Consider the following 23,197-nt stretch of genomic DNA (forward strand, 5'->3'; position numbering starts at 1 on the left):
GAGATAACATGAACGAACACCGCAAACACACCGTGCGCATGCGCGCGCCACTCGACAAACTGGCATTGGCCATGGCGTTGAGTGCCCTGGCCACGCCGCTGCTGGCCGAAGACAGCTTCAAGTACGACGGCTACCTGCGCGAAGAGCTTTCGTGGAACGCCAAGAACTGGGAAGACACCCCGAATTACAACGACAGGGGCAAGTTGTCGATGGCGCGCAGTACTGCGCGTCTCAACCTCGATTGGCAGGCCAGCGATAAAGTCTCGGTTGTCGCCAAGCTGCGCGCCTCGCACGAGGTCCAGACCGACTTCCTGCAACACCTGGAAGACATGGGCGCCAACAATTACCACTCCGATGATGGTCGCGGCGACATCATGGATCTCTACAACAAGGCCGCAATCCGCGAGCTGTACGTAGACTTTCCAGTCGGCGATCGCACCTCGTTTCGCATCGGCAAGCAACAGATCGCCTGGGGCGAGACCGACTTCTTCGCTGCCAACGACCTGGTACATGGCTTCGACTATACCTGGCGCAGCTTCCTCGAGCCGGCCAACGAAGAACTGCGCAAGACCAACAACATCATCAAGATGAACGTCGATGTACCCGAGCTCGACGGTGGCCTTGAGGTCTTTGTGCGGCCGGGCCTCGACAACAAGGACGACATCGGCACCGAGATCGATATCTATGGCGGACGCTGGTCCAGCCAGCCTTACGCCGGTGTCGATTTCCGCAACATCGACCCCTACAACTTCGAGAACGACGAGGGCGACTACCGCGATGTCACCGGTGGCCTGCGCTGGAGCGGCATGTACGGCGACTCCAACTACTCGCTGTCGTACCTGAGAACCTTCTACAACTCGCCGATCCTCAACGCTTCGGACAACCTCGCGATCATCGGCCAGCCGAACACGCCGTCCGGCGCAGTCACCCATGGCACCGACCAGACTCGCGGCGTCGCCGGTGAAGTGATCTACCCGATCGTCGACATCTTCGGCTTCACTGCCAGTCGCTACTCGGATCTGGCCGATGCGGTGTTCAGTACCGAGGTGGCCTACATCAAGGATGCGCCTTACCAGATCGAGCTTTCCACGCCGACCCTTATCAGCCAGATCGTCGCCCCCGGCTTCGACGGTTTCACCCGCAAGGACGTGGTCGCGATGATGCTGCGCATGGACAAGAACATCGCGGCTACCCAGACCCTGCTGGGCACCGAAAAACCGATGTTCTTCTCGGTGCAGCTGTTCGACAAATGGGTGCAGGACTTCGACAAGGATGACCAACTGCTCTACAGCGTCGGCTGGGGCGGCAAGGTCAAGGAGCATTCGGTCCTGGCCACCACCATCTTCGACCTCAGCTACGACAGCGGCCGTATTCGCCCGAACCTGGTACTGGGCGCCGACCTGAGCAATGGCGGCGGCTTCGCTGTGCCGTCGATGACGTTCGAGTTGACCAGCAAATGGCGCTGGAAGGTTGAGTACGACGCCTTCTGGGACGACGAATCGCGCAACGCTGACAAGTGCACCGCACCCAATGCCGCAACCTGCGACAGCACCACCATGTTCGGTTATTTCCACAACCGCGATCAGGTGTACACCAGCCTGACTTATCTCTTCTGAGCCACACCGGAGACAATGCCATGAACCTATCCCGCTTTGCTATGCGCCACTCACTGGCTCTGGGCCTCATCGCAGCAGCCGGCAGCCTGCCGTGCCTCGCCAGCGCTGCCGAACTGCCAGCCGGTACGGTGATTTCCGCCAGCAACCTCGACAAGGTCAAGAACGACACCTTCGAAGGCCACACCATCGCCAGCCTGCTGACCGAGAAGATGGAGTGGCGTATCCGCAACAGTGGCTGGAAGCTGCCACTGGCCAAGTCGAAGAATGTCACCCTCGACCCGCGCTGGGTCGCGGCGACGGCGGCCAACGCCGGCAAGACTTCGATCAACAAGGAATCCTGCCGGATCGATGGCTGGAGTGCGGGCGCTCCCTTCCCGAACATCGATGAGAAAGACCCGCAGGCAGCCGAGAAGATTGTCTGGAACTTCCACCTCGGCCAGATGATCGGCGATGTGTCCCAGGTGCAGAACTTCACCCAACTGCTGGTCGATGGCACGCGTGGCATTCACGCCGAGCCGGTTGCCGAGTTCTCCCGCTACACCATGAAAGGCCGCTTGACCGGGGACAACGCAGTGGAGGGCGACGGCAGCGAACGTGGCCGTCAGTTGCTGTATTTCAAGTCGCCGTCCGACATGAAGGGCCTGGGCACCTACACCGTCATGTATGACACCGAGAAGGTCAACGATGTCTGGGCTTATATTCCGGCGGTACGTCGGGTTCGGCGCCTGTCCGGCGGTGCCTGGATGGACCCGGTTGGCTCTTCCGACCAGCTGCAGGATGACTTGGAGGGTTTCAACGCACGGCCTTGCTGGTATTCGCAGTACAAGCTGCTCGGCAAGCGTTGGGTGCTGGCGGTGGCAAACGGCAAGGAGGGGTTGTGGAACACCCAGGGCACCACGCCGGCGGAGAAATATTCCGTGCTGGAACAGCAGCCACCGTACTGGAACATGAACAATGACCTGTACGAGCCGCGCGAGGTGTATGTGGTCGAGGCCACCACACCGTCGACCCACCCGTACAGCAAGAAAATACTGTACATGGAAACCAAATTCCCCCGCGTCCATTACGCCGAGGCCTACAACCGCAAGGGCGAATTCTGGAAGTTCATGGAATGGCACACGGCTTACAACGCTGCCAACGGCGACATGCGCACCACTGGCAGTGCGGTGATCGACTTCCAGCGCAATCACGCCACGCTGTCGCTGATTGACACCAAGACCTGGAAGACCAACTTCGACGCCAAGTCCACGGACTTCTCCCTGCAGTCCCTGCAGAAAGCGGCTCGTTGATCCAGCGCAAACAACAACACTAAACGAAGCGATCGGGTGAACCTGTGTGGTTCGCCCGATCGGAGGAGTTGCACAAATGTCGATGATGAAAGCCGCGCGTCTGCACGAGATCGGTGGTCGTTTCACCTTTGACGAAGTTCCCGTGCCGACACCCGGCGAGCACGACGTGTTGGTCAAGGTCGAGGCCAGCGGGGTCATTCCCAACCTGAAAAACGTCACCACCCACTTTCCCGAGTGGTACCCCTTCCTGCCATTGCCGGCGCTGCCAGCGGTTTTCGGGCTGGACAGCGCCGGCACTGTCGCCGCGGTGGGCACCAAGGTCACCGGGTTCAAGCCCGGTGACCGTGTGTACGTCAATCCGGGTGTCGGTTGCGGTGAGTGTCGCTACTGCCGTCAGGGTGAGACGCCGCGTTGCGACGCTTATACCTTTCTCGGTTACTTCGGCTTCGGGCCCGGCTCGCAAGCCATCTTCAAGGACTACGCCCATGCTGGCTACAGCCAGTACATGACCGCGCCGTCGACCAACCTGGTGCGCCTGCCGCAATGCTTGAGCTTCGCCCAGGCGACGCGCTTGGGTTACCTCGGCACGGCCTATTCGGCCATTCGCAAATCGGCATTGCGTCCGGGGCAGAGCGTCTTGATTCTCGGCGCATCGGGCACGCTCGGTGTGGGCGCGACGTTGCTCGCCCTGGCATTCGGCGCGGCACGTATCGTGGTGGCGGCGCGCGACGAGGGCGCCCTGGCCAGGCTCCAGCAATTGGCGCCGGAGCGTATTGTCCCGGTGCTGATCGGTGCTGGCGATATCGACCAGCAGGTGCGTGACCAGGTGCCGGGAGGCGTCGATGTGATGCTCGATACCTTGGGCGCCAAGGCACCGGCGGCGCTTTCGGTGGCGGCCATGCAGGCCGTCGCACGCGGCGGCCGGATCATCCAGATCGGCGGCGTGGCCGGGCCCATCCCGATCGACCCGCACCCGTTCATGTGCGCCCAGCTGCAGTACATCGGCTCGCTGTGGTTCACCACGGCCGAGGGCGACGAGATGGTCAGCATGATCGAGGCCGGTACTGTTGATCTGTCGCTGCTCGAAGAGCGTCGTTACGGGCTCGAGCAGCTCAACGAGGCGCTCGAAGACATCCAGGTGCTGGCCAACGGTTTCACCAATTTCCATATCGTGCACGCCTGAAAAAACCTGCGCGCGTCGCCTGCAGCGGCGCGTGCCTTTACCCTCAATCGGAAGCGTTCAGAACATGACAATAAAGCGCATCGTGACAGGTCATGACAGCTCCGGCAGTGCTGTCTTTATCGAAAATGGCCCGCTTGCCGGCGTCGAATCCTTCATCCATTCCCCAGGCTTCAGCGCCGCGCTGGTCTGGCAAACCGAACCCCAGGCCCGCATCGTCGACCAACCGACCGATCCGGCGCAGCGGCTGGTGTCGGTAGTGCCGGCGCCGGGAGGCAGCAGTGCGCTGCTGGTCACCTTCCCGCCGGACAGCCTGGCCGGTGCGGGCGATTTCGATCCAGAGGCCGCAGGCCGGGAGCTCTGCGCACGGCTACCCGGCCTGGGCGAGCGATTCGAGGCCGAGCATCCGGGGTTCCATCGTACCGACACCATCGACTACGGCGTGGTCCTGGAAGGGGAGGTCGAACTGGAGCTCGACGGCGGGCGCACCAGTCGGTTGCGCCAGGGGGATTTTGTGGTGCAGATGGGCACCCGCCATGCGTGGCGTAACCCCGGTAACACTCCGGCACGCCTGCTGTTCGTGCTGGTCGGCGCACAGCGCTCGTAAAAGACCGCCTGGGCAGGCGTAAACGCCATAAAGCATGGGATTTAGGCCGTTTTGCTACGTTCGTCGCGAAGAACAGGCAGTGGCTGCAGGCAGGGTATGGTTCTTGCCTCTACTGGGAAGCATCGCGCGCTTTGCAAGGCGTTGTCCGGACCCCAGACAAGCGATCAATAGCGGGAGATACACCCATATGCGCGCCCGAGATTAGCCACCAAAACAATAATTAAGCGCGTGTGCCTTGTAGTGGAAATGCAATCTGCCCCACGACCCTGGGCGGAGGATATCAACAATGCAAAATCTGGTTTTTGCCGCGGCAACGCCACCGGAAACAGTACTGTCCCGATTCGAGGTCTGTCGCACCCAGGATATCGAGGAGGCCAGCAAATGGGGGGAGCGCATATTCTGTGCGAACCGCCTGCGCAGCCTGGATATCAAGGGGGCGGTCAATACCAGCATCTACTATCGGCGGCTGGGAGGCGTCGGCATCGGTCGCATGAGTTACGGCGGTGACATCACCATCGAACCTGGCGTCCTCGATTCCTTCGCCCTGATCCAGATGCCGATACGTGGCCAGGAATTGATCGAGTACGCCAACCAGCGGGTGCATTCAACACCCCAGCTCGGGTCGATTCTCAATACCCATGCGCCGTTCAAGATTCATCACTGTCCCGGCACCGAAAAGCTGATCATCCGCGTCGATCGCAGCCTGCTCGAACGCCACTGTCAGCAGCACCTGGGGCGCACCTTGCGCAAGGCCATCGAGTTTCAGCCGGCCATGCCGCTGGATACCGTCGAGGGGCGGCGCTGGATGCGCATGATCGGCTGGCTCTACGACAGCCTGTCCGTTGACGAGGAAGTGCCAGCGCTGCTTGTTGCGCAGTTCGAGAGCACCCTGGTCGACACCTTGCTGGCGTGTCAGCCGCACACCTACAGCGCTGAACTGTGCGAGGACTCGCGCACCATCGCCCCATCGTTCGTCAAACGCGTGGAGCGCTATATCGAGGAACATGCCCACGAGCCGATCTCCATCGTGGACATGGCCGAGCACGCCGGTGTCAGCAGCCGTTCGTTGTTCACCGGCTTTCGCCGTTACCGCAATACCTCGCCGATGCTCTACCTCAAGGAAGTGCGTTTGCGCTACGTCCATGAGGAACTGCAGCGTCAGAGCCTGGGCGCCGTCACCGTCACCTCCGTGGCCTTCCGTTGGGGCTTCAGCCACCTTGGCCACTTCACGACCGATTACAAGCGTCGCTTTGGCGAGAGCCCGTCGGAGACGCTCTCGCGTTGATTTCAACTGGACAGGGATGTCCACCCCCCGCGCATTTTATGCGCTGCCGGGATAAGCAGCTCAGTCCCGGGAGCGTCAGCTCAGCCCCCACTTCCTAGGATGACGGTCAAGCGTGCCGTAGTGCGACGCCAATGTCCTGTCAGCCTTTTGGGAGTCACCACATGTCCGAGCAACCCATCATTCGTCGTCGCGTGGTCAAGACCGGTATCAGCGATGCCCGTGCCAACAACGCGAAAACCCAGAGCCAATATCAACCGTACAAGGATGCCGCCTGGGGCTTCGTCAACCACTGGTACCCGGCGCTGTTCAGCAACGAGCTGGCCGAAGACCAGGTCGAGGGCATCCAGATCTGTGGTATCCCGATTGTGCTGCGCCGGGTCAACGGTCAGGTGTATGCCCTCAAGGACCAGTGCCTGCACCGTGGCGTGCGGTTGTCGGAGAAACCAACCTGCTTCACAAAGAGCACCATCTCGTGCTGGTACCACGGTTTCACCTTCGACCTGGAAAGCGGCAAGCTGGTGACCATCGTTGCCAACCCGGACGACAAGCTGATCGGCACCACCGGCATCACCACCTACCCGGTGCATGAGGTCAATGGCATGATTTTCGTCTTCGTGCGCGAAGACAGCTTCCCCGATGAAGACGTACCGCCACTGGCCGACGACCTGCCATTCCGTTTCCCGGAGCGCAGTGAACAGTTCCCGCATCCGCAGTGGCCGGCTTCGCCGGGCGTGCTCGATGAAAACGCGGTGGTGCTCGGCATGCACCGTACCGGTTTCGGCAACTGGCGAATCGCCTGTGAGAACGGCTTCGACAACGCCCACATCCTGGTGCACAAGGACAACACCATCGTCCACGCCATGGACTGGGTACTGCCACTGGGCCTGCTGCCGACCAGCGATGACTGCATTGCCGTAATCGAAGATGAGAAGGGCCCCAAAGGCTTGATGCAATGGCTGTTCACCGACAAGTGGGCGCCAGTGCTGGAGAACAAGGAACTGGGCCTGAAGGTGGATGGCCTCAACGGTCGCCAATACCGAACCTCGGTGGTATTGCCTGGCGTGCTGATGGTGGAAAACTGGCCTGGCGAGCACTTGACCCAGTACGAGTGGTACGTGCCGATCACCGATGATACCCACGAGTACTGGGAAATCATCGTGCGCGTGTGCAACACCCCGGAGGAGCGCCAGAAGCATCAATATCGTTTTGACCACGTGTACAAGCCACTGTGCCTGCACGGCTTCAACGATTGCGACATCTATGCCCGCGAAGCGATGCAGAACTTCTATGCCGACGGCACCGGTTGGGATGACGAGCAACTGGTGGCCACCGACATTTCGCCGATCAGCTGGCGCAAGCTGGCCTCGCGCTGGAACCGCGGTATCGCCAAGCCGGGGCGTGGTGTGAAGGGCGCGTTGAAGGACACCAGCCTGATCTTCAAGGAAACCGCCGACGGTCATCGCCCGAGCTACAAGGTCCGGCAGATTGTCGAAGAGTGATTGACTCGGCTGCCCGGCGCACATCGCCGGGCAGCCTCAGGCGAGGCATTTGCAATGGACAACGAATTCCCTTCTACCCGTCACTGGGTCACAGCCGACGGCGTGCGTCTGCACTACCGCCAGGTCGACGGGCCGGATGACGGCCTGCCGGTGATCTTTACCCATGGTGGCGGCCCGGGCAGTACTGCCTGGAGCAATTTTCACCGCAGTGCACTGCCGTTCGCGGCGCGTCATCGCTGTTACTTTCTCGACTTTGCCCAGTTCGGTGACTCGGACATGGTGCCCGTCGAGGGGCCCGTGTTCAGCTGGCACGCGCGCAAGCTGCTGGCGTTCATGGACGCTCTGGGCATCGCCCGGGCGCATCTGGTCAACCAGTCGTTCGGCGGCTGCGTGGCGATCCGCTTCGCTGCCGAACACCCCGAGCGGGTCGCTCGCCTGGTGCTTATCGGCTCGCAACCGGTGGCGCGTGGCGTGATGCAACCGCTGCCGCTGTTCAGCAAGCATGCCGCAACGCTGATGAGCGATTACTACTTCGCCGATGGCGGGCCGAGCCTGGCTAAGATGCGCACATTGATCCAGCGTTACGAGCTGCACGACGACGGTGCAATCGATGAGCAAAGCCTGCAGCTGCGTTTTCAAGCGAGCTGCAACCCGGGCTTGCACGCACTGTTCGAACAACCCGGAGCCTTTGGTCAGCCGGAAGACCTCATGCCGCTGTTCAACCGGGTAAAGGCGCCGACCTTGATCCTCTGGGGCCTGCATGACTGGTTCGGCGGCATCGATGTACCGATGCTGATGGTCAACCAGTTTGCCGACGCGCGCCTGCATGTGCTGGGTAACGCCGCGCACCATCTACAGAGTGAACAACCGGCCGAATTCAACGCATTGGCACTGAATTTCCTCGGAGGCTACCCATGAACAGCCAAGATGAACTGCACTACCTGGAACTGCATGAACTGTCGCTGCTGATCCGCACGGGCAAGCTGTCGCCGGTGGAAGTCACCGAGGCGCAGTTGGCGCGTATCGAGCGGCTGGATGGCCGCTTGAATGCCTACGCCACGGTCACGCCGGAACTGGCGCTCCAGCAGGCCCGCGAGGCCGAGCGCGAACTGGCGCGCGGCGAATGCCGCAGCCCCTTGCATGGCATCCCGCTCGCGGTGAAGGACTTGCTGCACACGGCCGGCGTGCCCACCTCGGCAGGCATGCCGATTCACCAGGCATTCGTGCCCAGCGAAGATGCCACTGTCGTGGCCCGCTTGCGCGAAGCCGGGAGCGTGCTGCTCGGCAAGCTGAGGATGACCGAGGGCGCCTTCGCCATCCACCACCCGGACCTGCCCACGCCGCTCAACCCCTGGCACCCTGGGCACTGGGCCGGTGCCTCCTCCAGCGGCAGCGGCGTGGCCACTGCCGCCGGCCTCTGTTACGCCGCGATCGGCAGCGACACGGGCGGTTCGATTCGTTTTCCCTGTGCAGCCAACGGCCTCACCGGGCTCAAGCCGACCTGGGGCCGGGTCAGTCGCCATGGCTGCTTCGAGCTGGCCGCCAGCCTCGACCACATCGGGCCGATGACCCGAAGCGCTCGTGACGCCCTGTTCCTGCTCTCGACCATTGCCGGCCACGATCCCAAGGACCCGACCTCGCTGCCCAGCGTTTGCCTGGAGGTGCCCAGCATCGAGGACTCGTTCCGCGGCCTGCGCGTTGGCATCGACGAAGCCTGGTTGAGCGATGGCGTCGACCCGGTGATACAACAGGCATTGGAGCGGATCATGGCCATCGTCCGTGACAGCGGCGGCATCCTGCAGCGCGTCAACATGCCCGACACACGTGCGGTGAGCGGTAACTGGGAGCTTCATTGCGGCGTGCAGACGGCCGTTGCCCATGCTGCCACCTACCCGCAACGGGCAAGTGAATACGGCCCGGCCCTGAGCCGGCTGATCGATACCGGACGTGCCCTCAGCGGCATGGATTACCAGCGCGTGCTGCTCGAGGCGCAGCGTTTCAGCGGTGAGCTGGACCTCGTGCTCAACGATGTCGACCTGCTGCTGTCGCCGGTGCAGCCCTATGCCGCGCCGACCCACGAACAACTGGCCAACCTGGCCCAGGACCCGGAGGCCAATCGCCGCCTGATCCAGTTCACCGCGCCGTTCAATGTCAGCGGCCACCCCTGCATCAGCCTGCCTTGCGGTTTCACCGACGACGGCCTGCCGATCGGTTGCCAGTTCATTGCCAAGCGCAATGGCGAGGCAGTGTTGTGCCGCGCCGGTATGGCGGTGCAGAAAGTGACGGACTGGCACCGGGTGCGTCCAGCGGCTCTTTAATGGCTCCTTTGTTAGCCCGTGCCCTATGGCACGGGCTTTTTTTATTCCATCGGCCAACGCCGAACCTTGGTCTGGCACCGCAGGGGAAGGCTGTGCCTTCCAATCGCTGGCAAGCCAGCTCCCACAGGGACCACTGCAACCCACAGATATTTGGTTTGAAACACTGTGGGAGCTGCGGTGCGACGACTCGACTTGCCAGCGATGCAGACACCGCGGTGTGTCAGGTCCGACGCCATCGCACTTCTCGCAGGATTCTGCGCTGTCGGGATAAGCCCGTAGCCCATGGGAGCGCCGCCCCGGCCAAGGCTTCCTATGATCGGTCCATCTCAAGAATCCGGCCGCTCACGGCCGTAGCCCCATGCCTGCCAGGGAGCCGACCTCTCATGAATGACAAACAGCACCAAGTCACCGTCAACTTCAGCGATGGCGTCAGCCGCAGTTTCAACGTCGCCGAGCAAACCAGCATTCTCGATGCCGCGCTCGCCGCGGACATTCCGTTGCTCTATCAATGCCGTTCCGGCAGCTGCTCAAGCTGCATCGCCCAGCTCGCCGAGGGCGACGCCCGTACTCGCCCGGGCGCCAGTTCCACGCTGATGCCCAGCGAATACGCCGCCGGCCAGCGCCTGCTGTGTCTCTGCCAGGCCGAGTCCGACTGCAGTTTCGACCTCGCCTACAGCAGTGAAGTCGGCTCGAGCATGGCGCAGCAAGTGCACGCGTTCGTCAACGCAGTGGAGCGCATTGCCAGCAACGTGATGCGCGTGACCCTGGAATTGGCCGATGGCGACTGGCTGGAGTTTCGCCCCGGCCAGTTCATGCAGATTGAAGTGCCGGGTTACGGCGTGGTGCGCAGCTACTCGCCATCGAGCACGGTGGCGCAGTTGCCGCAACTTGAGTTCCTGGTTCGGCTGCTACCGGGTGGTGCCATGTCCGGCTACCTGGAAGAGAAGGCTGCGAACGAGGACGTGCTGACCTTGAGCGGCCCTTATGGTGCGTTCTTCCTGCGCGAGGAAAAGCGCCGCGCGCCGCACATCTTCGTCGCTGGCGGCACGGGCCTGGCGCCGATCCTGTCGATGATCGATGCCTTGCGCCAAGGCAGCGGGCGCAAGCCGCCGATGCTGCTCAGCTTCGGTTGTGCGGTGCCGGACGCCTTGTTCTGCCTCGACGACATCGAGCTGCGCCAACAGTGGTTGCCCAGCCTGGAAGCACGCATCTGCGTCGACCGCGAACCGCGCGACGGCCTGCACCACGGCAGCCCGGTCAGTGCGCTGCGTGAGGGCGATGTCAGTGCCGACACAGTCGCCTATCTGTGCGGCCCGCAACCGATGATCGATGCCGCCACTGCGCGGTTGATCGAGTTGGGCGCCGACCCCGCGAACATCTTTGCCGAACAGTTTGTGGCCAGCCACTAAGGAACCCGTCATGCAATCGACCACGCCCGTCAGCTTCACTGCCGAACAAATGAAGTGGTACGAACAGGCCTGCGCCAGGATCGACCCCAAGCGCCTGCAGCGCCTGCTGTACAACATCACCAACATTCATAGCCCAACCGGTGCGGCGCGTGCGGCCAGCGAGCACATGAGGGGCTACCTCGAAAGCATCGGCATGGCCGCACGTTACCAGTCGATGAGTTTCACCAGTGGCAATGTGTTGGCCGAAATGCGCGGCAGTGGGGGCGGCGCCAGCGTGCTCCTGTATTCGCCGATCGATACCCACCTGGAGTTGGACGAGGCCGAGAAGATCCTCACTGGCCCGGCTGACGAAGCCGATATGCAGACCTCGGCGCAGCAGGTCGACGACTGGGTGTTCGGCCTTGGCGCTTCCAACCCCAAGGGCATGATCGCCACCCTGACCGAAGTGGCCACCGCGCTGATCGAGGCCGAAGTACCGCTGGTGGGCGACCTGCTGGTCGGCCTGGCCGATGGTGGCATGCCGGTGGACGTTTCGGCCCGCCAGCATGCCGGCATGTCCAACGGCGTGACCCACCTGATCAACCGTGGCGGCGCCCCGGACTTTGCCATCGTCATGAAACCGTGGAACTGGGTCTATCACGAAGAGCCCGGCATGGGCTGGTTCAAGCTGCGCGTGTACGGCACCCTCGGCTATGCCGGCGTGCCCCGAGGCACGCCGGGCTTCCGCAGCTCGGTGGTACCGGCGGCGACCGTGATCCAGGACCTCGAGCAGTGGCTCATCGAGTATGCCGAACGCAATACCTCCGGGCAGATCAAGCCCCATGGCTGGATCTCCGGGGTGCGCGGTGGCAATCCGGAACGCCCGGCCTTTCCGTCGGCGGTCACCGAAATTTTCTTCGATGTGCGGATCAACCCGCGCACCAGTCCGGCCGAGGTCAAGGCGCAGTTCGCCGAGTTCGTCCGCGACCTGCAGGCACGACGCCCGGAGCTGACCCTCGACTGGGAAATGTACGGCTCCGTGGCCGGCGGCAGTACCGATGCGCAGAACTGGATCGTGCAGTCCTGCCGACGTGGCTGGGAGCATATCGAGCGACGTGCCCATGGCGAGGCCGACCTGCTCGGCGGGCAGACCGACGGTGCCGCCTTGCGCCGCCTCGGCATTCCCACCGCACGCATCGGCTGGCCATGGCCGGCGCAAGGTGCGCCATTGCCGGTTGCCGAGGGCCTCGGCGGCATGGGCGCGACCTACATCCCCGACCTGCTGCCGTGTGCCAGGAAAATCATGTACGCGCTGATCGATACCCTGACCCGACCTCGTCACGAGCTGGGCCTGTAATGCTGTCGCGCCAGCTGCACCCCTTCATCATCTCGCGGGAATCGATGTCATGACGCCCAGTCATTTCGATCTGACCATCAGCCAGGCGCAGGCAGCCTTCCGAGACGGCAGTTTGAGCAGCCGCATGCTGGTTCAGGCTTGCCTTGATCGTGCCGAGTCTGGCGCCCAGCTCAATGCGTTTGTCACCCTGGATGCCGCCGACGCACTGACTGCGGCCGATGCGGCCGACTCGGCACGGCGGGCCGGTAAACCGCTCAAGCCACTGAGCGGCATTCCGATCGTGGTCAAGGACAACATTCACGCCGCTGGGCTGCCTTCAACCGCAGGTACCCCGGCGCTGGCAGGTTTCATCCCCCGTGAGGATGCACCGGTCTTGCAGCGTTTGCGCGAAGCCGGTGCCATTGTGCTGGGCAAGACCAACCTGCATGAGCTGGCATTCGGCGCCACTGGCTACAACCCGGCCTTCAATACCGGCAGCCTGGTGGGCGTGCGCAACCCCTACGATGCCCGGCGTATCGCCGGCGGTTCGTCGTCGGGCAGCGCTGTCGCGCTTGGCGCACGCATGGCGTTGGCCGCCCTGGGCACCGACACCGGCGGTTCGATGCGCATTCCCTGCGCACTGAACGGATGCGCCTCGCTGCGCCCGAGCGCCGGTCGCTACCCGGATCGGGGCATCGCGCCGATTGCCCCGAGTCGCGACACCGCAGGCCCAATGGCCTTGTGCATGGCTGACGTTGCGCTGCTCGATGGCTTGATCTGTGATGACCTGTCGTTGCCGCCAGTCCATTTGGGCGAGCTGCGGCTAGGCATCGCCGACGAGTTCTGGCGTGAGCTGGATGCCGACACCCTGGCTGCTTCAATGGCTGCGCTGGAGAAGCTGCGCGGCGCTGGCGTGAGTCTGGTGAGGATCGACGACAGCCGCCTGCAAGCCCTCAACCACCCTATCGGTTTCCCGGTGGTGATCCATGAAGCCCACGCGGCGATGGTTGCCTACCTGCGCGAGCAGGGGCCGGGTATCTCCATCGAGGCGCTGGTGGCGCAGATCGCCAGCCCTGATGTGCGCGCGGTCTATGAGCAGATGGTACTGCCGGGCAAGGTCGCGACGGCTGACGGCCTGGTTGCTGCCGAGCCGCTTTATCGGGCGGCCATGCAGGGGGGCAAGGCTGCGTTGCAAGCCCATTACCAGGCGCTGTTCAGTGAGGATGAGCTCGATGGCCTGCTGTTTCCCACATCACCCGTCATTGCCCCGTTTGCCGAGGCGCAGGTCAGCGAGCCGGGCAATTTCGAACGGTTGATCCAGAACACCGAGCCTGCGGCCAGTGCCGGCCTGCCGTGCATCCAGCTGCCGGTTGGCCTGGGTGCAACCAGCGGCATGCCGATCGGGCTGGAGCTCGATGGCCCGGCCGGCAGTGATCGTCGCCTGCTGGCCATCGGCATCGCCCTGGAAGGCGTGTTGGGGCGTATCCCGTCGGCCAGCGCTTGATCACCACAATTGAGTAAAGGAGCCACCATGAGCCCTCAATACGACTTGCAGGACAAGGTCATCATCGTCACCGGCGGTGGCAGCGGCATGGGCCGCGACACCAGCCTGGCCCTGGCCAGCGCCGGTGCCCGGGTGGTCGTGGGCAACCGCAATGCCCGGGCCGGTGCGGCCTTGGTCGAAGAGATCGTCGCCAGTGGTGGCCAGGCATTATTCCGGGTGACGGACGTTGCCAACGCCGCCGACTGCGAAGCGCTGGTGGCGCTGGCCCTGAAGTATTACGGCCGCCTCGACGGCGCGTTCAACAACGCCGGCTTGCAGCGAGCCTTTACCGATGTGCACCAGACCCCGGTCGAGGACTTCAGCGAGGTCATCGATATCAACCTCAAGGGCATGTTGTACATGATGAAGTACGAGACCGCCGCGATGCTGCAGAGCGGGGGTGGAGCGATCGTCAACAACGCTTCGATCTTCGGCCTCAAGGCCATGGCCCAGGCGGCCTATTACGTTGCCGCCAAGCACGGCATCGTCGGTGCCACCCGCGCCGCCGCACTCGACTATGCCACGCGCGGCATTCGTATCAACGCAATCTGCCCGGGGCCGATCAAGACCCCGAGTTTCGACCGCGTGACCAGCGGTGACGAGCATATGTATGACGACGGCGTGCCCATGCACCGCATCGGTCAGCCGCATGAGATCAGCGCGGCAGTGCTGTGGCTGCTGTCCGAGCAATCGTCCTATGTGACCGGCGCCACGCTGTCGATCGATGGCGGGATGTCGGCGGCGTAATTGCCGGTCGCGTTGCCGTCGCCCGCTTCCTCAAAGGAGAACAAGCATGATCAATGCGATGAGCTATGTGGTTGTCCACACTCCCTATCTGGAGCAATGGCTGCCGCTGGCCAGCAACCATATCGGCTTGCACGTCGATGTGGTCGAGCCCGATGTTGCCGTGCGCCTGCGCATGGACGCCAAGGTCCAGCGCCTGCTGCTGCTCGCCACGTCCGGCCCGGCATCTTTGGCAATGGGCTTCGAGGTGCCCGACGCGGCCGCTCTGCAAAGGGTCAGGCAAGCCCTCGAGGCGGCGGGCTATCCGGTGGTGGACGGCACGGCGGCGGAAATTGCCCTGCGCGGCGTCAAGGCAATGTTCCATTTCCGTGACCCGGACGCCAACCGTATCGAAGTGGTCTGGGGCCTGGCCGACACTGCCGAGCCGCTGCATCCGGGACGGCCGATCGGCGGTTTTCGCACCGGCGAGCTGGGCATCGGCCATGTTGCCCTGATGACCGGCGAATTCGAAAGGATGTGCCACCTGTACAAGGAGGTGCTGGGCTTCAAGGTCAGTGACCGGGCCAGCGCGCCATTCAAGGTGGAGTTCCTCCACGTCAACCCGCGGCACCACACCCTCGGCCTGGCCGACACGGGCACCGGTGCAGGGGTCTATCACCTGATGCTCGAGTACAACGACTTCGATGATGTCGGTCGTGCCTACGACATGGCCCTGGAAAACCCCGACTCCATCGGCGTGACCCTGGGCCGCCATATCAATGATCACGTCACCTCGTTCTACCTGAAAAACCCGGATGGCTGGATGTTCGAACTCGGTTGGGCCGCGCGCACCATCGGCCCGGACTGGCAGATCGAGGAGCTGCCGGGCATGAGCCTGTGGGGCCATGACCGCACCTGGCTGGCGCCGCAAAAGCGCGAGGCGGCCCGGCAAATTCTCAAGCAACTTGCCGCACGCGGCGTGCGCGCACCGGTGGCGATGCCCAACCCAGCAGAGAAAAACCGATGAATCCTGTTCAGTACACCCCCGCATTGCCGGAAATAGGCTGCAACCTGCGGATCGGCGATTGCACCCTCAACTATCACGACCAGGGCAGCGGCGAGCCCATCCTGCTGATCCACGGTTCCGGCCCCGGTGTCACCGCCTGGGCCAACTGGCGCGGAGTGATTCCGGTGCTGTCGCGGCGCGCGCGAGTGATTGCCCCGGACATGCTCGGCTTCGGCTACAGCCAGTGCCCCTCCACGTTGACGCTCGACCCCGATGCCTGGGTCGCCCAACTGATCGGATTGCTCGATGCCCTGGACCTGCCTTCGGTCTCGGTAGTGGGTAACTCCTTTGGTGGTGCCATCGCCCTGGCGTTGGCCCATCGCTACCCGCAGCGGGTCAAGCGCCTGGTATTGATGGGCGCGGTCGGCCTGAGCTTCCCGATCACTGACGGCCTGGAAAAAGTCTGGGGTTATCAGCCTTCGCTCCAGGCCATGCGTGAACTGATGGGGGTGTTCGCCCATGACCGTGGCCTGATCACCGATGACCTGGTGCGCATGCGCTTCGAGGCCAGCGTGCGCGACGACGTGCAAACACGCTTTGCCCGGCTGTTTCCGGCACCGCGCCAACAAGGCGTGGAAATGCTCGCACTGCCTGAGTCGGCATTGCGTGCACTGCCCCAACGCACGCTGATCATCCATGGTCGCGACGACCAGGTCATCCCGCTGGAGGTTTCGGAACGCATGGTGCGCCTGATCCCCCATGCGCAACTGCATGTGTTCGGTGAGTGCGGCCATTGGGTGCAGATCGAGCAAGCCGAGGCTTTCACCCGCTTGCTCGAAGACTTTCTATGTCATGAGCCAAAAGAGGACGCAGCATGAATCAAGACATCATTCGTGGACGCTGGAACATCCTGTCGTGGGAACAGGTCTACGACGACGGCCGCGTGCTGCACCCCATGGGCGAGGCGCTGGAGGGTTTCATCGAGTACGGCCCCTTCGGCATGTTTTGTGTGATTGCAAAGAAAGATCGCCAGCACTTCCAAAGCGGTGGCCAGTGGTCGGCCGACGACGCCGAAAAGGCCGGAGCCTATGGCAGCTACCTGACCTATGCGGGCGATTACGAGGTAAAAGGCGATGTGATCCTTCACCACGTGAAACACAGCCTGTTCCCGAATTGGGAAGGCGGGTCACAAAAACGTGTGGCGATCCTGGAGGGCGATGTACTGGCTTTGACTGCTCGACTTGAAGAGGGCACCAGCGAGGCGCGCACCGCCAGGTTGCTTTGGCAGCGGGCATGATCTGCTTGCAACGGTGAGAACAACAAAACGAACCCACAGGAGTGGGTTCGTTTGCTTCCAGCATTTCAAAACTGCACTGCCAAATCCGGCACCCCGCTATTTCGAACACCCCCCTCGCGCATCATCAGCCATTAATAAAACCGACCCTTTGACCCCGATATCATCGTTTCTCCGCGGTGAGGCTTTTGACTATATTGGCGCCCAGAACAAGCGAAGTGGCAAATAATCGCCATCATTCATTGCGGGTGTTAATAATGAAAAATCAACCTGGCATCGTGGAAAACACGAGGCGTGATAACGTCGGAACGGGGACGAAAGTTGTCTGGGGCGGGGAGCAAGTTCGGCATCCTTATAACGCTACGCAAACACCCATTGTTGTCAGCGCTGCATACGGTTACGACGATATCGATGTCTGGTATGACGTTGCGTTGGGCAAGACGCCAGGTTTTATTTATAGCCGCATGAGCAACCCGACCGTCGCGACACTCGAGGCAAAGATCTGTGCGTTGGAAAACGCTGAATCGGCGGTGGCGTTCAGCACTGGCATGGCCGCGATCAGCAGTGTGTTGTACACCTTTCTGGCCCATGGCAATCGGGTGGTTTCCACCAAAGACAGTTACGGTGGCACCAACAAGATTTTCGAAGAGTTCCTGCCGCGGATGGGCGTCAGTGTCACCTTGTGCGAAACCTTCGACCATGACGAAATCGAACGGGAAATCGCCAAGGGCTGTGACCTGCTTTACCTGGAAACACCCACCAATCCGACGCTGAAAATTGTCGATATCAAACGACTGGTTGCAGCGGCCAAGCGTGTCGGCGCGCTGGTAGTTGCCGACAACACCTTTGCCACGCCCTTGAATCAGAACCCCCTGGCGCTCGGTGTGGATGTGGTTGTGCACAGTGCCACCAAGTTTCTCAGCGGCCATGGTGATGTACTGGGCGGTCTGGTCTGCGGTGTTGAACCGTTGATGGACAAAGTGCGTCATTACCGCGAAATCAATGGTGCTGCGCTCGATCCTTTCTCGGCGTACTTGATCATTCGTGGCATGAAAACCCTGGCATTGCGCGTGCGCCAACAACAACAAAGCGCCCAGGCCCTGGCAGAGTTCTTGTGCAATGAGCCCCTGGTCGAATCGGTGAACTATCCCGGATTGCCCCAGCACCCGAACCATGAGGTGGCCTGTGCGCAAATGCGCGGGTTCGGCGCCATTGTCAGTTTTGTCCTGGTCGGCGGTATGGACACGGTCAAAGTGTTGTTGCCGCAATTGCGCTACGCCCACTGTGCCGGGAACCTCGGTGCGGTCGAAACCATTTATGGCCCGGCCAGGACCACCAGCCATGTGGAAAATACCCTGGAAGAACGTTTGGCCCTGGGGATTTCCGAAGGCCTGGTACGCGTATCGGTCGGTATTGAAGAGACCGATGATCTTATCGACGATCTGAAACAGGCATTCAAGTTTGTCAGAAGTACGCGGGATGAAAACAACCTGTCGAACATCGCACACACATCGAGTGAGTGTTGCACAGAGGTGGCCAGCTGACGTTAGAACGTTAAACCCCATGGCAGGGCTGCGCATGGGGTATTCATGAAGAGGAATAATAACAAGATTTAGCGGCAATTCGATGGTGCTCTGCCGAGTCATCTACTGCAGAAATTTATTTTGCCCTAACAACTTTCATGAGATTCAGATATGTCCATAAAAGAAGAACAATCAAGTGCGCGCGTCGGTTTCAAACAGGAAATGCAAACTCGCCACATTGTCATGTTGGCCCTCGGCGGGGTGATTGGCACCGGCCTGTTCCTGACCTCCGGGTATACCGTCAATCAGGCAGGGCCATTGGGCGCGGTTATCGCTTACATCATCGGCGCGGTGATGGTCTACATGGTCATGATGTGCCTGGGCGAATTGGCGGTGCAGATGCCGGAAACCGGTTCGTTCAGTACCTACGCAACACGCTTTCTAGGCCCGGGCACCGGCTACACGGTAGCGTGGCTCTATTGGCTGACCTGGACGGTGGCGATCGGCTCCGAATTTACCGCCGCCGGTATCCTGATGGTGCGGTGGTTCCCGGATACACCGGTGTGGATCTGGAGCGCGCTGTTTGCTGGCGTGGTGTTCATCAGTAACGTCGTTTCCGTCAGGCTGTTTGCCGAAACCGAGTTCTGGCTGTCGCTGGTCAAGGTGCTGACGGTACTGGCGTTTCTGGTGGTCGGTGGCGGGGCGATCATCGGTGTCTTTCACATCGATCAGGCACACAGCATCGGGTTGAGCAACTTTACCCGCGAGGGCTTGTTTCCCACCGGTTTCATGTCGATTGCCATGACCCTGCTGGCGGTGTCCTTTGCCTTCTCCGGCACTGAGTTGATCGGTATTGCCGCTGGGGAAACCAAGGATCCTCAACGCAATGTGCCGCGGGCTATTCGCACAACGGTACTGCGCCTGGCGATTTTCTTCGTGGGGACCATTTTCGTCCTGGCGACCTTGCTGCCGCGCGAACAGGCCGGGCTGGTCGAAAGCCCGTTCGTGACCGTGTTCACTTACATCGGCATCCCGTACTCCGCCGATATCATGAACTTCGTGATCATCACTGCGCTGTTGTCCGCCGCCAACTCCGGGTTGTACGCCGCTTCGAGGATGATCTGGACCTTGAGTGACCAAGGGCATTTGCCCAAGCAATTCTCTGCCTTGACCCGCATGGGGACGCCTTTCAACGCAATCGTCTTGAGTATGGTCGGTGGTGCGGCATCGCTGCTGAGCAGTGTGTTTGCTCCGGATACCATTTACCTGGCGCTGGTTTCCATTTCCGGCCTGGCCGTGGTGGTGGTGTGGATGAGTATTGCCGCCAGTCAGATCGCCTTCCGTCGCCACTATGTGGCCAACGGCGGCAATATCAAGGATCTGGCGTGCCGTGTACGGGGCTATCCGTGGGTGCCGTTGGGGGCGTTGGCGTGTTGCCTGCTGTCCTGCGTGGGGATTGCCTTTGACCCCGAGCAGCGCGTGGCCCTGTACTTCGGTGTGCCGTTCATTGCCTGGTGTTACTTCGTGTACTTCATCACCCGCAAAGGCCGCGAGCGTCGCCTCTCGACCATTGCCCCATTGGCGCACCCTGCGAAGTGACTTGAGCGGCGCTAGAATCGGGGGTCGTCAATGAGGTGCAGGCAATGAATCAAAAGACGTTACCCCCACTCAATTGGCTTCGTGCGTTTGAAGTATCCGCCCGTTGTCTGAACTTCACCCATGCGGCCGAAGAGTTGTGTTTGACCCAGGGGGCGATCAGCCAACAAATCCGCCAACTGGAAAGCCACCTGGGTGTGGCACTTTTCAAGCGCCTGCCGCGTGGATTGAGTTTGACCGAAGAAGGCCAGTCTTACTTGCCGGTCGTGCAGGATGCGATCACTCGGCTGGCAGTCGGTACTAATGAGATCTTCGGCCAGCACAAACGGCGACCAATCAAGGTGCGTGGCAGCCTGTCTTTTTTCGTGCACTGGCTGGCGCCGAAGCTGGTCGACTTCAGCCAGGCTCATCCCCATGTGGACATCCGCTACATCAGCAATATCTGGGTCAAGGAACTCGACGGCGAGGACGACATGGAAATCCGCTGGGGGCATGGTCAATGGCCGGGTCTGGTGTCCCAGCGCCTGACCTGGGACACCCTGTTTCCGGTTTGCTCGCCTGAGTTGATGGCGCGCTCACCGTTGCTGGTACCCGGCGATGTCGCGCAGCACCCTTTGCTCCACGTGTTGGGCTACGAGGAAGGCTGGGGCTACTGGTTGAAAAGGGTGGGCGCGGACGCCGTCGACTTTTCCACAGGGATGCAATTCGACACCCTCATTTCGACGCTGCGCATGGCCGAACTGGGGCAGGGCATCGCGTTGGCTCGCTCGTCCATGGTCGATGAGATGCTCAAGGACGGCCGGCTGATCGAACCTTTTGCGCGGAGGATCGAGGCCAGCGAATCGTTTTACCTGGTCCGTGATTCAGGCGCCGATCAGCATCCCGACGCGGTCATGTTTTCCACCTGGCTGGTCGAGCAGGCACATCGTTACAAATGAGTGGCCGGAGTAAACCTATGCACTATGTAAGCACACGAAGCTCGGCTGTTCAGGCCGACTTCGAGAAGATTGTATTGTCCGGGATTGCCGAGGACGGCGGGCTCTATGTGCCGGTCAGCCTGCCGGTGTTCAGTGCGCAGGAGATCGCCAACTGGTCCTGGTTGCCCTACGACGAACTGGCCTACCGCGTCATGAGCCCTTTTGTTGGCGAGTCGATACCGGAGGCAGACTTCAAACACCTGCTCAAGGATGCCTACAGCACCTTCAGCCATCGCTCCATCGCGCCGTTGCATCAGGTCGACCGCAATGAGTGGGTGCTGGAACTGTTCCATGGGCCCACCCGCGCTTCGAAAGATTTCGCGGCGCAACTACAGGGGCGTCTGGTCGAGTATTTTCTCGGCAAGCGCAAGCAGCGGGCGGTGATGTTGGGTGCGACCAACGGTGATACCGGCCTTGCCGCGATCGAGGCGTTCAAGGACTGCAATGAAACAGCCGTCGTGGTGTTCTACCCGCAAACCGGTGTGCCTGAGGATCAGCTGCAGCATTTGCAGGCGGCCACTCACCCACGGTTGTTCAAGTTCGCCGTGAACGGCAGCTTCGACGATTGCCAGACGATCGTCGCGCAACTGTTCCAACACTGGCCATTAACACAATGCCAGGCGATCAGTTTCAACTCGAACAACTGGGTCAGTGTGATGGCTCAGTTGGCGTTTTATTTTCACGCTGCCCTGCAACTGGGTGGCGGCCAGCGACCCATAGGATTCAGCGTGCCGGCGGCCAGCTTCGCGGAAGTCTATGCCGGTTATATTGCGCAAAAAATGGGCTTGCCGATCAATCAGATCATCGTCGCCACCAACCAGAACGATGCGTTGCATCAGCTGTTTCTGAAGAATCACTACTCCAGGTTGCGGGCGAACAAGACCCTGTCGCCAGCCATGGACCTGTCGATATTCGCCAACCTCGAGCGCTTTGTGTGGGAGCTCTATGGGCACGATGACCAGGCGGTGAGCGGGCTGATGAAAGAATTCGAGTCCAGTGGCGAGATGACGATCGCCAATGAGTTCTGGTTGCAGGCACGGATGATCATCGATTCCTACTCGGTCAGCGATGACGAGACCCTGAATGAAATCACCACGCTGCACCGGGACACCGGTTATGTCATCGACCCGCACACCGCCACCGGTGTACTGGCCGCGCGGCTCTACCGACGGAGCATGGTCGCGCCCATGGTGACCCTGGGCGAGATTTCGCCGGTCAAATCGGCGGCACTGCTGGGGGAACTGGGGATCATGCCGGCGTCGACGCGAAGCATCCCGGTGGCGCAACCACAGCAGCAGGCCTGGCGCATTGAGCGCGACGATCTTGCAACCATTCACCAGGTGCTGAGCGGCCTGTGAGGACGCAGCAGGGGGCTCAATGAAGCGAATTCTGGATCCTCTCGATGAGCGCATCATCGCCGAGCTCACCGTGAATGCCCGGGCGGCCCATGCCGAGCTCGCCACCAAGGTGAACCTGTCACGTAATGCCGTGCGCCAGCGAATCGAACGACTCGAACGTGATGGCGCCATCCAGGGCTATACGATACGTACAGGCGACGGTCGCCAACCGTCGGCAAATATCAATGCGGTGATTTTCGTCTATCGCTATGACCGCATGCGCGGCGCGGATGTTTTGCAGGCACTCAAGAAAATACCGGAGATCATCCAGTGCGATGTGATGAGCGGGGAATTCGATCTGATGGTTCGTGTCGGTGCTTCCAGCCCCGAGCGGGTGCATAAAGTCTGGAATGAAATATCCGCCATGGCGGGGGTGGAAAACACCGTGACTTCGTTTGTGTTGTCCGCTGTTGTTTAAAATCCCTTTCTCTGCCTGCAATCGAGCGGCATTCAGCATGCCAGCGATGGCGTCTTGCCGGGAACGAGGAGTAAGCCAACGATTGTTGGCTTTTTTTATGCCTGTGCACTTTGGCCGGGTGCTGGTTAAAACGACCATGAAATAGAGCAAACAGCCATATTTTACTGCCAGGGCCGCCGTCCTAACCTAGTGCTCATTGATT

At 61.4% G+C, this 23,197-nt stretch carries 20 protein-coding genes; all 20 read left to right on the forward strand.

Going from position 1 to position 23,197, the window contains the following annotated elements; translation table 11 throughout:
• Positions 1-8 precede the first annotated feature (8 nt).
• The 20 genes from F2S13_RS10935 (at position 9) to F2S13_RS11030 (ending at position 22,995) form a co-directional block, all read left to right on the forward strand.
• A complete protein-coding gene (locus F2S13_RS10935) occupies positions 9-1,616 on the forward strand; it encodes a DUF1302 domain-containing protein (protein ID WP_166360572.1) in 1,608 nt (535 codons plus the stop codon).
• 20 nt (positions 1,617-1,636) lie between these two features.
• On the forward strand, positions 1,637-2,905 hold the full coding sequence (locus F2S13_RS10940) for a DUF1329 domain-containing protein (protein WP_166360574.1): 1,269 nt from the start codon (positions 1,637-1,639) through the stop codon (positions 2,903-2,905).
• A gap of 76 nt (positions 2,906-2,981) precedes the next feature.
• Positions 2,982-4,088 carry an alcohol dehydrogenase catalytic domain-containing protein gene (locus F2S13_RS10945; protein ID WP_178119004.1) on the forward strand — a complete coding sequence of 369 codons (1,107 nt, stop codon included), beginning with the start codon at positions 2,982-2,984 and terminating at the stop codon, positions 4,086-4,088.
• A 64-nt stretch (positions 4,089-4,152) separates the two neighbouring features.
• Complete coding sequence (locus F2S13_RS10950; RefSeq protein WP_166360576.1) at positions 4,153-4,692, forward strand: cupin domain-containing protein; 540 nt, start codon at positions 4,153-4,155, stop codon at positions 4,690-4,692.
• A 286-nt stretch (positions 4,693-4,978) separates the two neighbouring features.
• Positions 4,979-5,977, forward strand: a complete 999-nt coding sequence (locus F2S13_RS10955) for an AraC family transcriptional regulator (RefSeq protein WP_166360578.1) — start codon at positions 4,979-4,981, stop codon at positions 5,975-5,977.
• Positions 5,978-6,138: 161 nt separating this feature from the next.
• A complete protein-coding gene (locus tag F2S13_RS10960; RefSeq protein ID WP_166360580.1) occupies positions 6,139-7,476 on the forward strand; it encodes an aromatic ring-hydroxylating dioxygenase subunit alpha in 1,338 nt (445 codons plus the stop codon).
• Between the two features lie 54 nt (positions 7,477-7,530).
• A complete protein-coding gene (locus F2S13_RS10965) occupies positions 7,531-8,394 on the forward strand; it encodes an alpha/beta fold hydrolase (RefSeq protein WP_166360582.1) in 864 nt (287 codons plus the stop codon).
• On the forward strand, positions 8,391-9,794 hold the full coding sequence (locus F2S13_RS10970; protein ID WP_166360584.1) for an amidase: 1,404 nt from the start codon (positions 8,391-8,393) through the stop codon (positions 9,792-9,794). The genes F2S13_RS10965 and F2S13_RS10970 overlap by 4 nt, the downstream gene beginning before the upstream one ends.
• Before the next feature lie 383 nt (positions 9,795-10,177).
• Positions 10,178-11,203, forward strand: a complete 1,026-nt coding sequence (locus tag F2S13_RS10975) for a ring-hydroxylating dioxygenase ferredoxin reductase family protein (protein WP_166360586.1) — start codon at positions 10,178-10,180, stop codon at positions 11,201-11,203.
• 10 nt (positions 11,204-11,213) lie between these two features.
• Entirely contained in the window at positions 11,214-12,539 is a 1,326-nt protein-coding gene (locus F2S13_RS10980) for a zinc-binding metallopeptidase family protein (RefSeq protein WP_166360588.1), read from the forward strand.
• 49 nt (positions 12,540-12,588) lie between these two features.
• Entirely contained in the window at positions 12,589-14,022 is a 1,434-nt protein-coding gene (gene iaaH / locus F2S13_RS10985) for an indoleacetamide hydrolase (RefSeq protein ID WP_166360590.1), read from the forward strand.
• Positions 14,023-14,049: 27 nt separating this feature from the next.
• Positions 14,050-14,808: an SDR family NAD(P)-dependent oxidoreductase gene (locus F2S13_RS10990; protein WP_166360592.1), complete on the forward strand. Its 759-nt coding sequence runs from the start codon at positions 14,050-14,052 to the stop codon at positions 14,806-14,808.
• A 46-nt stretch (positions 14,809-14,854) separates the two neighbouring features.
• On the forward strand, positions 14,855-15,811 hold the full coding sequence (locus F2S13_RS10995) for a VOC family protein (protein WP_166360594.1): 957 nt from the start codon (positions 14,855-14,857) through the stop codon (positions 15,809-15,811).
• Positions 15,808-16,668 carry an alpha/beta fold hydrolase gene (locus F2S13_RS11000; RefSeq protein ID WP_166360596.1) on the forward strand — a complete coding sequence of 287 codons (861 nt, stop codon included), beginning with the start codon at positions 15,808-15,810 and terminating at the stop codon, positions 16,666-16,668. Before F2S13_RS10995 ends, F2S13_RS11000 begins: the two co-directional genes overlap by 4 nt.
• Complete coding sequence (locus F2S13_RS11005) at positions 16,665-17,087, forward strand: lipocalin-like domain-containing protein (protein ID WP_166360598.1); 423 nt, start codon at positions 16,665-16,667, stop codon at positions 17,085-17,087. The genes F2S13_RS11000 and F2S13_RS11005 overlap by 4 nt, the downstream gene beginning before the upstream one ends.
• Positions 17,088-17,341: 254 nt before the next feature.
• Positions 17,342-18,628, forward strand: coding sequence for a cystathionine gamma-synthase family protein (locus F2S13_RS11010; RefSeq protein ID WP_166360600.1), 1,287 nt, complete (start codon positions 17,342-17,344; stop codon positions 18,626-18,628).
• Positions 18,629-18,778: 150 nt separating this feature from the next.
• Positions 18,779-20,206 carry an amino acid permease gene (locus F2S13_RS11015; protein ID WP_166360602.1) on the forward strand — a complete coding sequence of 476 codons (1,428 nt, stop codon included), beginning with the start codon at positions 18,779-18,781 and terminating at the stop codon, positions 20,204-20,206.
• A gap of 44 nt (positions 20,207-20,250) precedes the next feature.
• Positions 20,251-21,141 carry a LysR substrate-binding domain-containing protein gene (locus F2S13_RS11020; protein WP_166360604.1) on the forward strand — a complete coding sequence of 297 codons (891 nt, stop codon included), beginning with the start codon at positions 20,251-20,253 and terminating at the stop codon, positions 21,139-21,141.
• Between the two features lie 17 nt (positions 21,142-21,158).
• Positions 21,159-22,538 carry a threonine synthase gene (gene thrC / locus F2S13_RS11025; RefSeq protein ID WP_166360606.1) on the forward strand — a complete coding sequence of 460 codons (1,380 nt, stop codon included), beginning with the start codon at positions 21,159-21,161 and terminating at the stop codon, positions 22,536-22,538.
• Positions 22,539-22,557: 19 nt separating this feature from the next.
• Positions 22,558-22,995 carry an Lrp/AsnC family transcriptional regulator gene (locus F2S13_RS11030; protein ID WP_166360608.1) on the forward strand — a complete coding sequence of 146 codons (438 nt, stop codon included), beginning with the start codon at positions 22,558-22,560 and terminating at the stop codon, positions 22,993-22,995.
• Positions 22,996-23,197 lie beyond the last annotated feature (202 nt).

It is taken from the genome of Pseudomonas akapageensis, assembly GCF_011355085.1.
GTDB classification, from domain to species: Bacteria; Pseudomonadota; Gammaproteobacteria; order Pseudomonadales; family Pseudomonadaceae; genus Aquipseudomonas; species Aquipseudomonas akapageensis.

Coding starts and splice junctions, on each gene's coding strand:
- F2S13_RS10935 (WP_166360572.1), top strand. CDS start 9: ATGAACGAACACCGCAAACACACCGTGCGCATGCGCGCGCCACTCGAC.
- F2S13_RS10940 (WP_166360574.1), top strand. CDS start 1,637: ATGAACCTATCCCGCTTTGCTATGCGCCACTCACTGGCTCTGGGCCTC.
- F2S13_RS10945 (WP_178119004.1), top strand. CDS start 2,982: ATGTCGATGATGAAAGCCGCGCGTCTGCACGAGATCGGTGGTCGTTTC.
- F2S13_RS10950 (WP_166360576.1), top strand. CDS start 4,153: ATGACAATAAAGCGCATCGTGACAGGTCATGACAGCTCCGGCAGTGCT.
- F2S13_RS10955 (WP_166360578.1), top strand. CDS start 4,979: ATGCAAAATCTGGTTTTTGCCGCGGCAACGCCACCGGAAACAGTACTG.
- F2S13_RS10960 (WP_166360580.1), top strand. CDS start 6,139: ATGTCCGAGCAACCCATCATTCGTCGTCGCGTGGTCAAGACCGGTATC.
- F2S13_RS10965 (WP_166360582.1), top strand. CDS start 7,531: ATGGACAACGAATTCCCTTCTACCCGTCACTGGGTCACAGCCGACGGC.
- F2S13_RS10970 (WP_166360584.1), top strand. CDS start 8,391: ATGAACAGCCAAGATGAACTGCACTACCTGGAACTGCATGAACTGTCG.
- F2S13_RS10975 (WP_166360586.1), top strand. CDS start 10,178: ATGAATGACAAACAGCACCAAGTCACCGTCAACTTCAGCGATGGCGTC.
- F2S13_RS10980 (WP_166360588.1), top strand. CDS start 11,214: ATGCAATCGACCACGCCCGTCAGCTTCACTGCCGAACAAATGAAGTGG.
- iaaH (WP_166360590.1), top strand. CDS start 12,589: ATGACGCCCAGTCATTTCGATCTGACCATCAGCCAGGCGCAGGCAGCC.
- F2S13_RS10990 (WP_166360592.1), top strand. CDS start 14,050: ATGAGCCCTCAATACGACTTGCAGGACAAGGTCATCATCGTCACCGGC.
- F2S13_RS10995 (WP_166360594.1), top strand. CDS start 14,855: ATGATCAATGCGATGAGCTATGTGGTTGTCCACACTCCCTATCTGGAG.
- F2S13_RS11000 (WP_166360596.1), top strand. CDS start 15,808: ATGAATCCTGTTCAGTACACCCCCGCATTGCCGGAAATAGGCTGCAAC.
- F2S13_RS11005 (WP_166360598.1), top strand. CDS start 16,665: ATGAATCAAGACATCATTCGTGGACGCTGGAACATCCTGTCGTGGGAA.
- F2S13_RS11010 (WP_166360600.1), top strand. CDS start 17,342: ATGAAAAATCAACCTGGCATCGTGGAAAACACGAGGCGTGATAACGTC.
- F2S13_RS11015 (WP_166360602.1), top strand. CDS start 18,779: ATGTCCATAAAAGAAGAACAATCAAGTGCGCGCGTCGGTTTCAAACAG.
- F2S13_RS11020 (WP_166360604.1), top strand. CDS start 20,251: ATGAATCAAAAGACGTTACCCCCACTCAATTGGCTTCGTGCGTTTGAA.
- thrC (WP_166360606.1), top strand. CDS start 21,159: ATGCACTATGTAAGCACACGAAGCTCGGCTGTTCAGGCCGACTTCGAG.
- F2S13_RS11030 (WP_166360608.1), top strand. CDS start 22,558: ATGAAGCGAATTCTGGATCCTCTCGATGAGCGCATCATCGCCGAGCTC.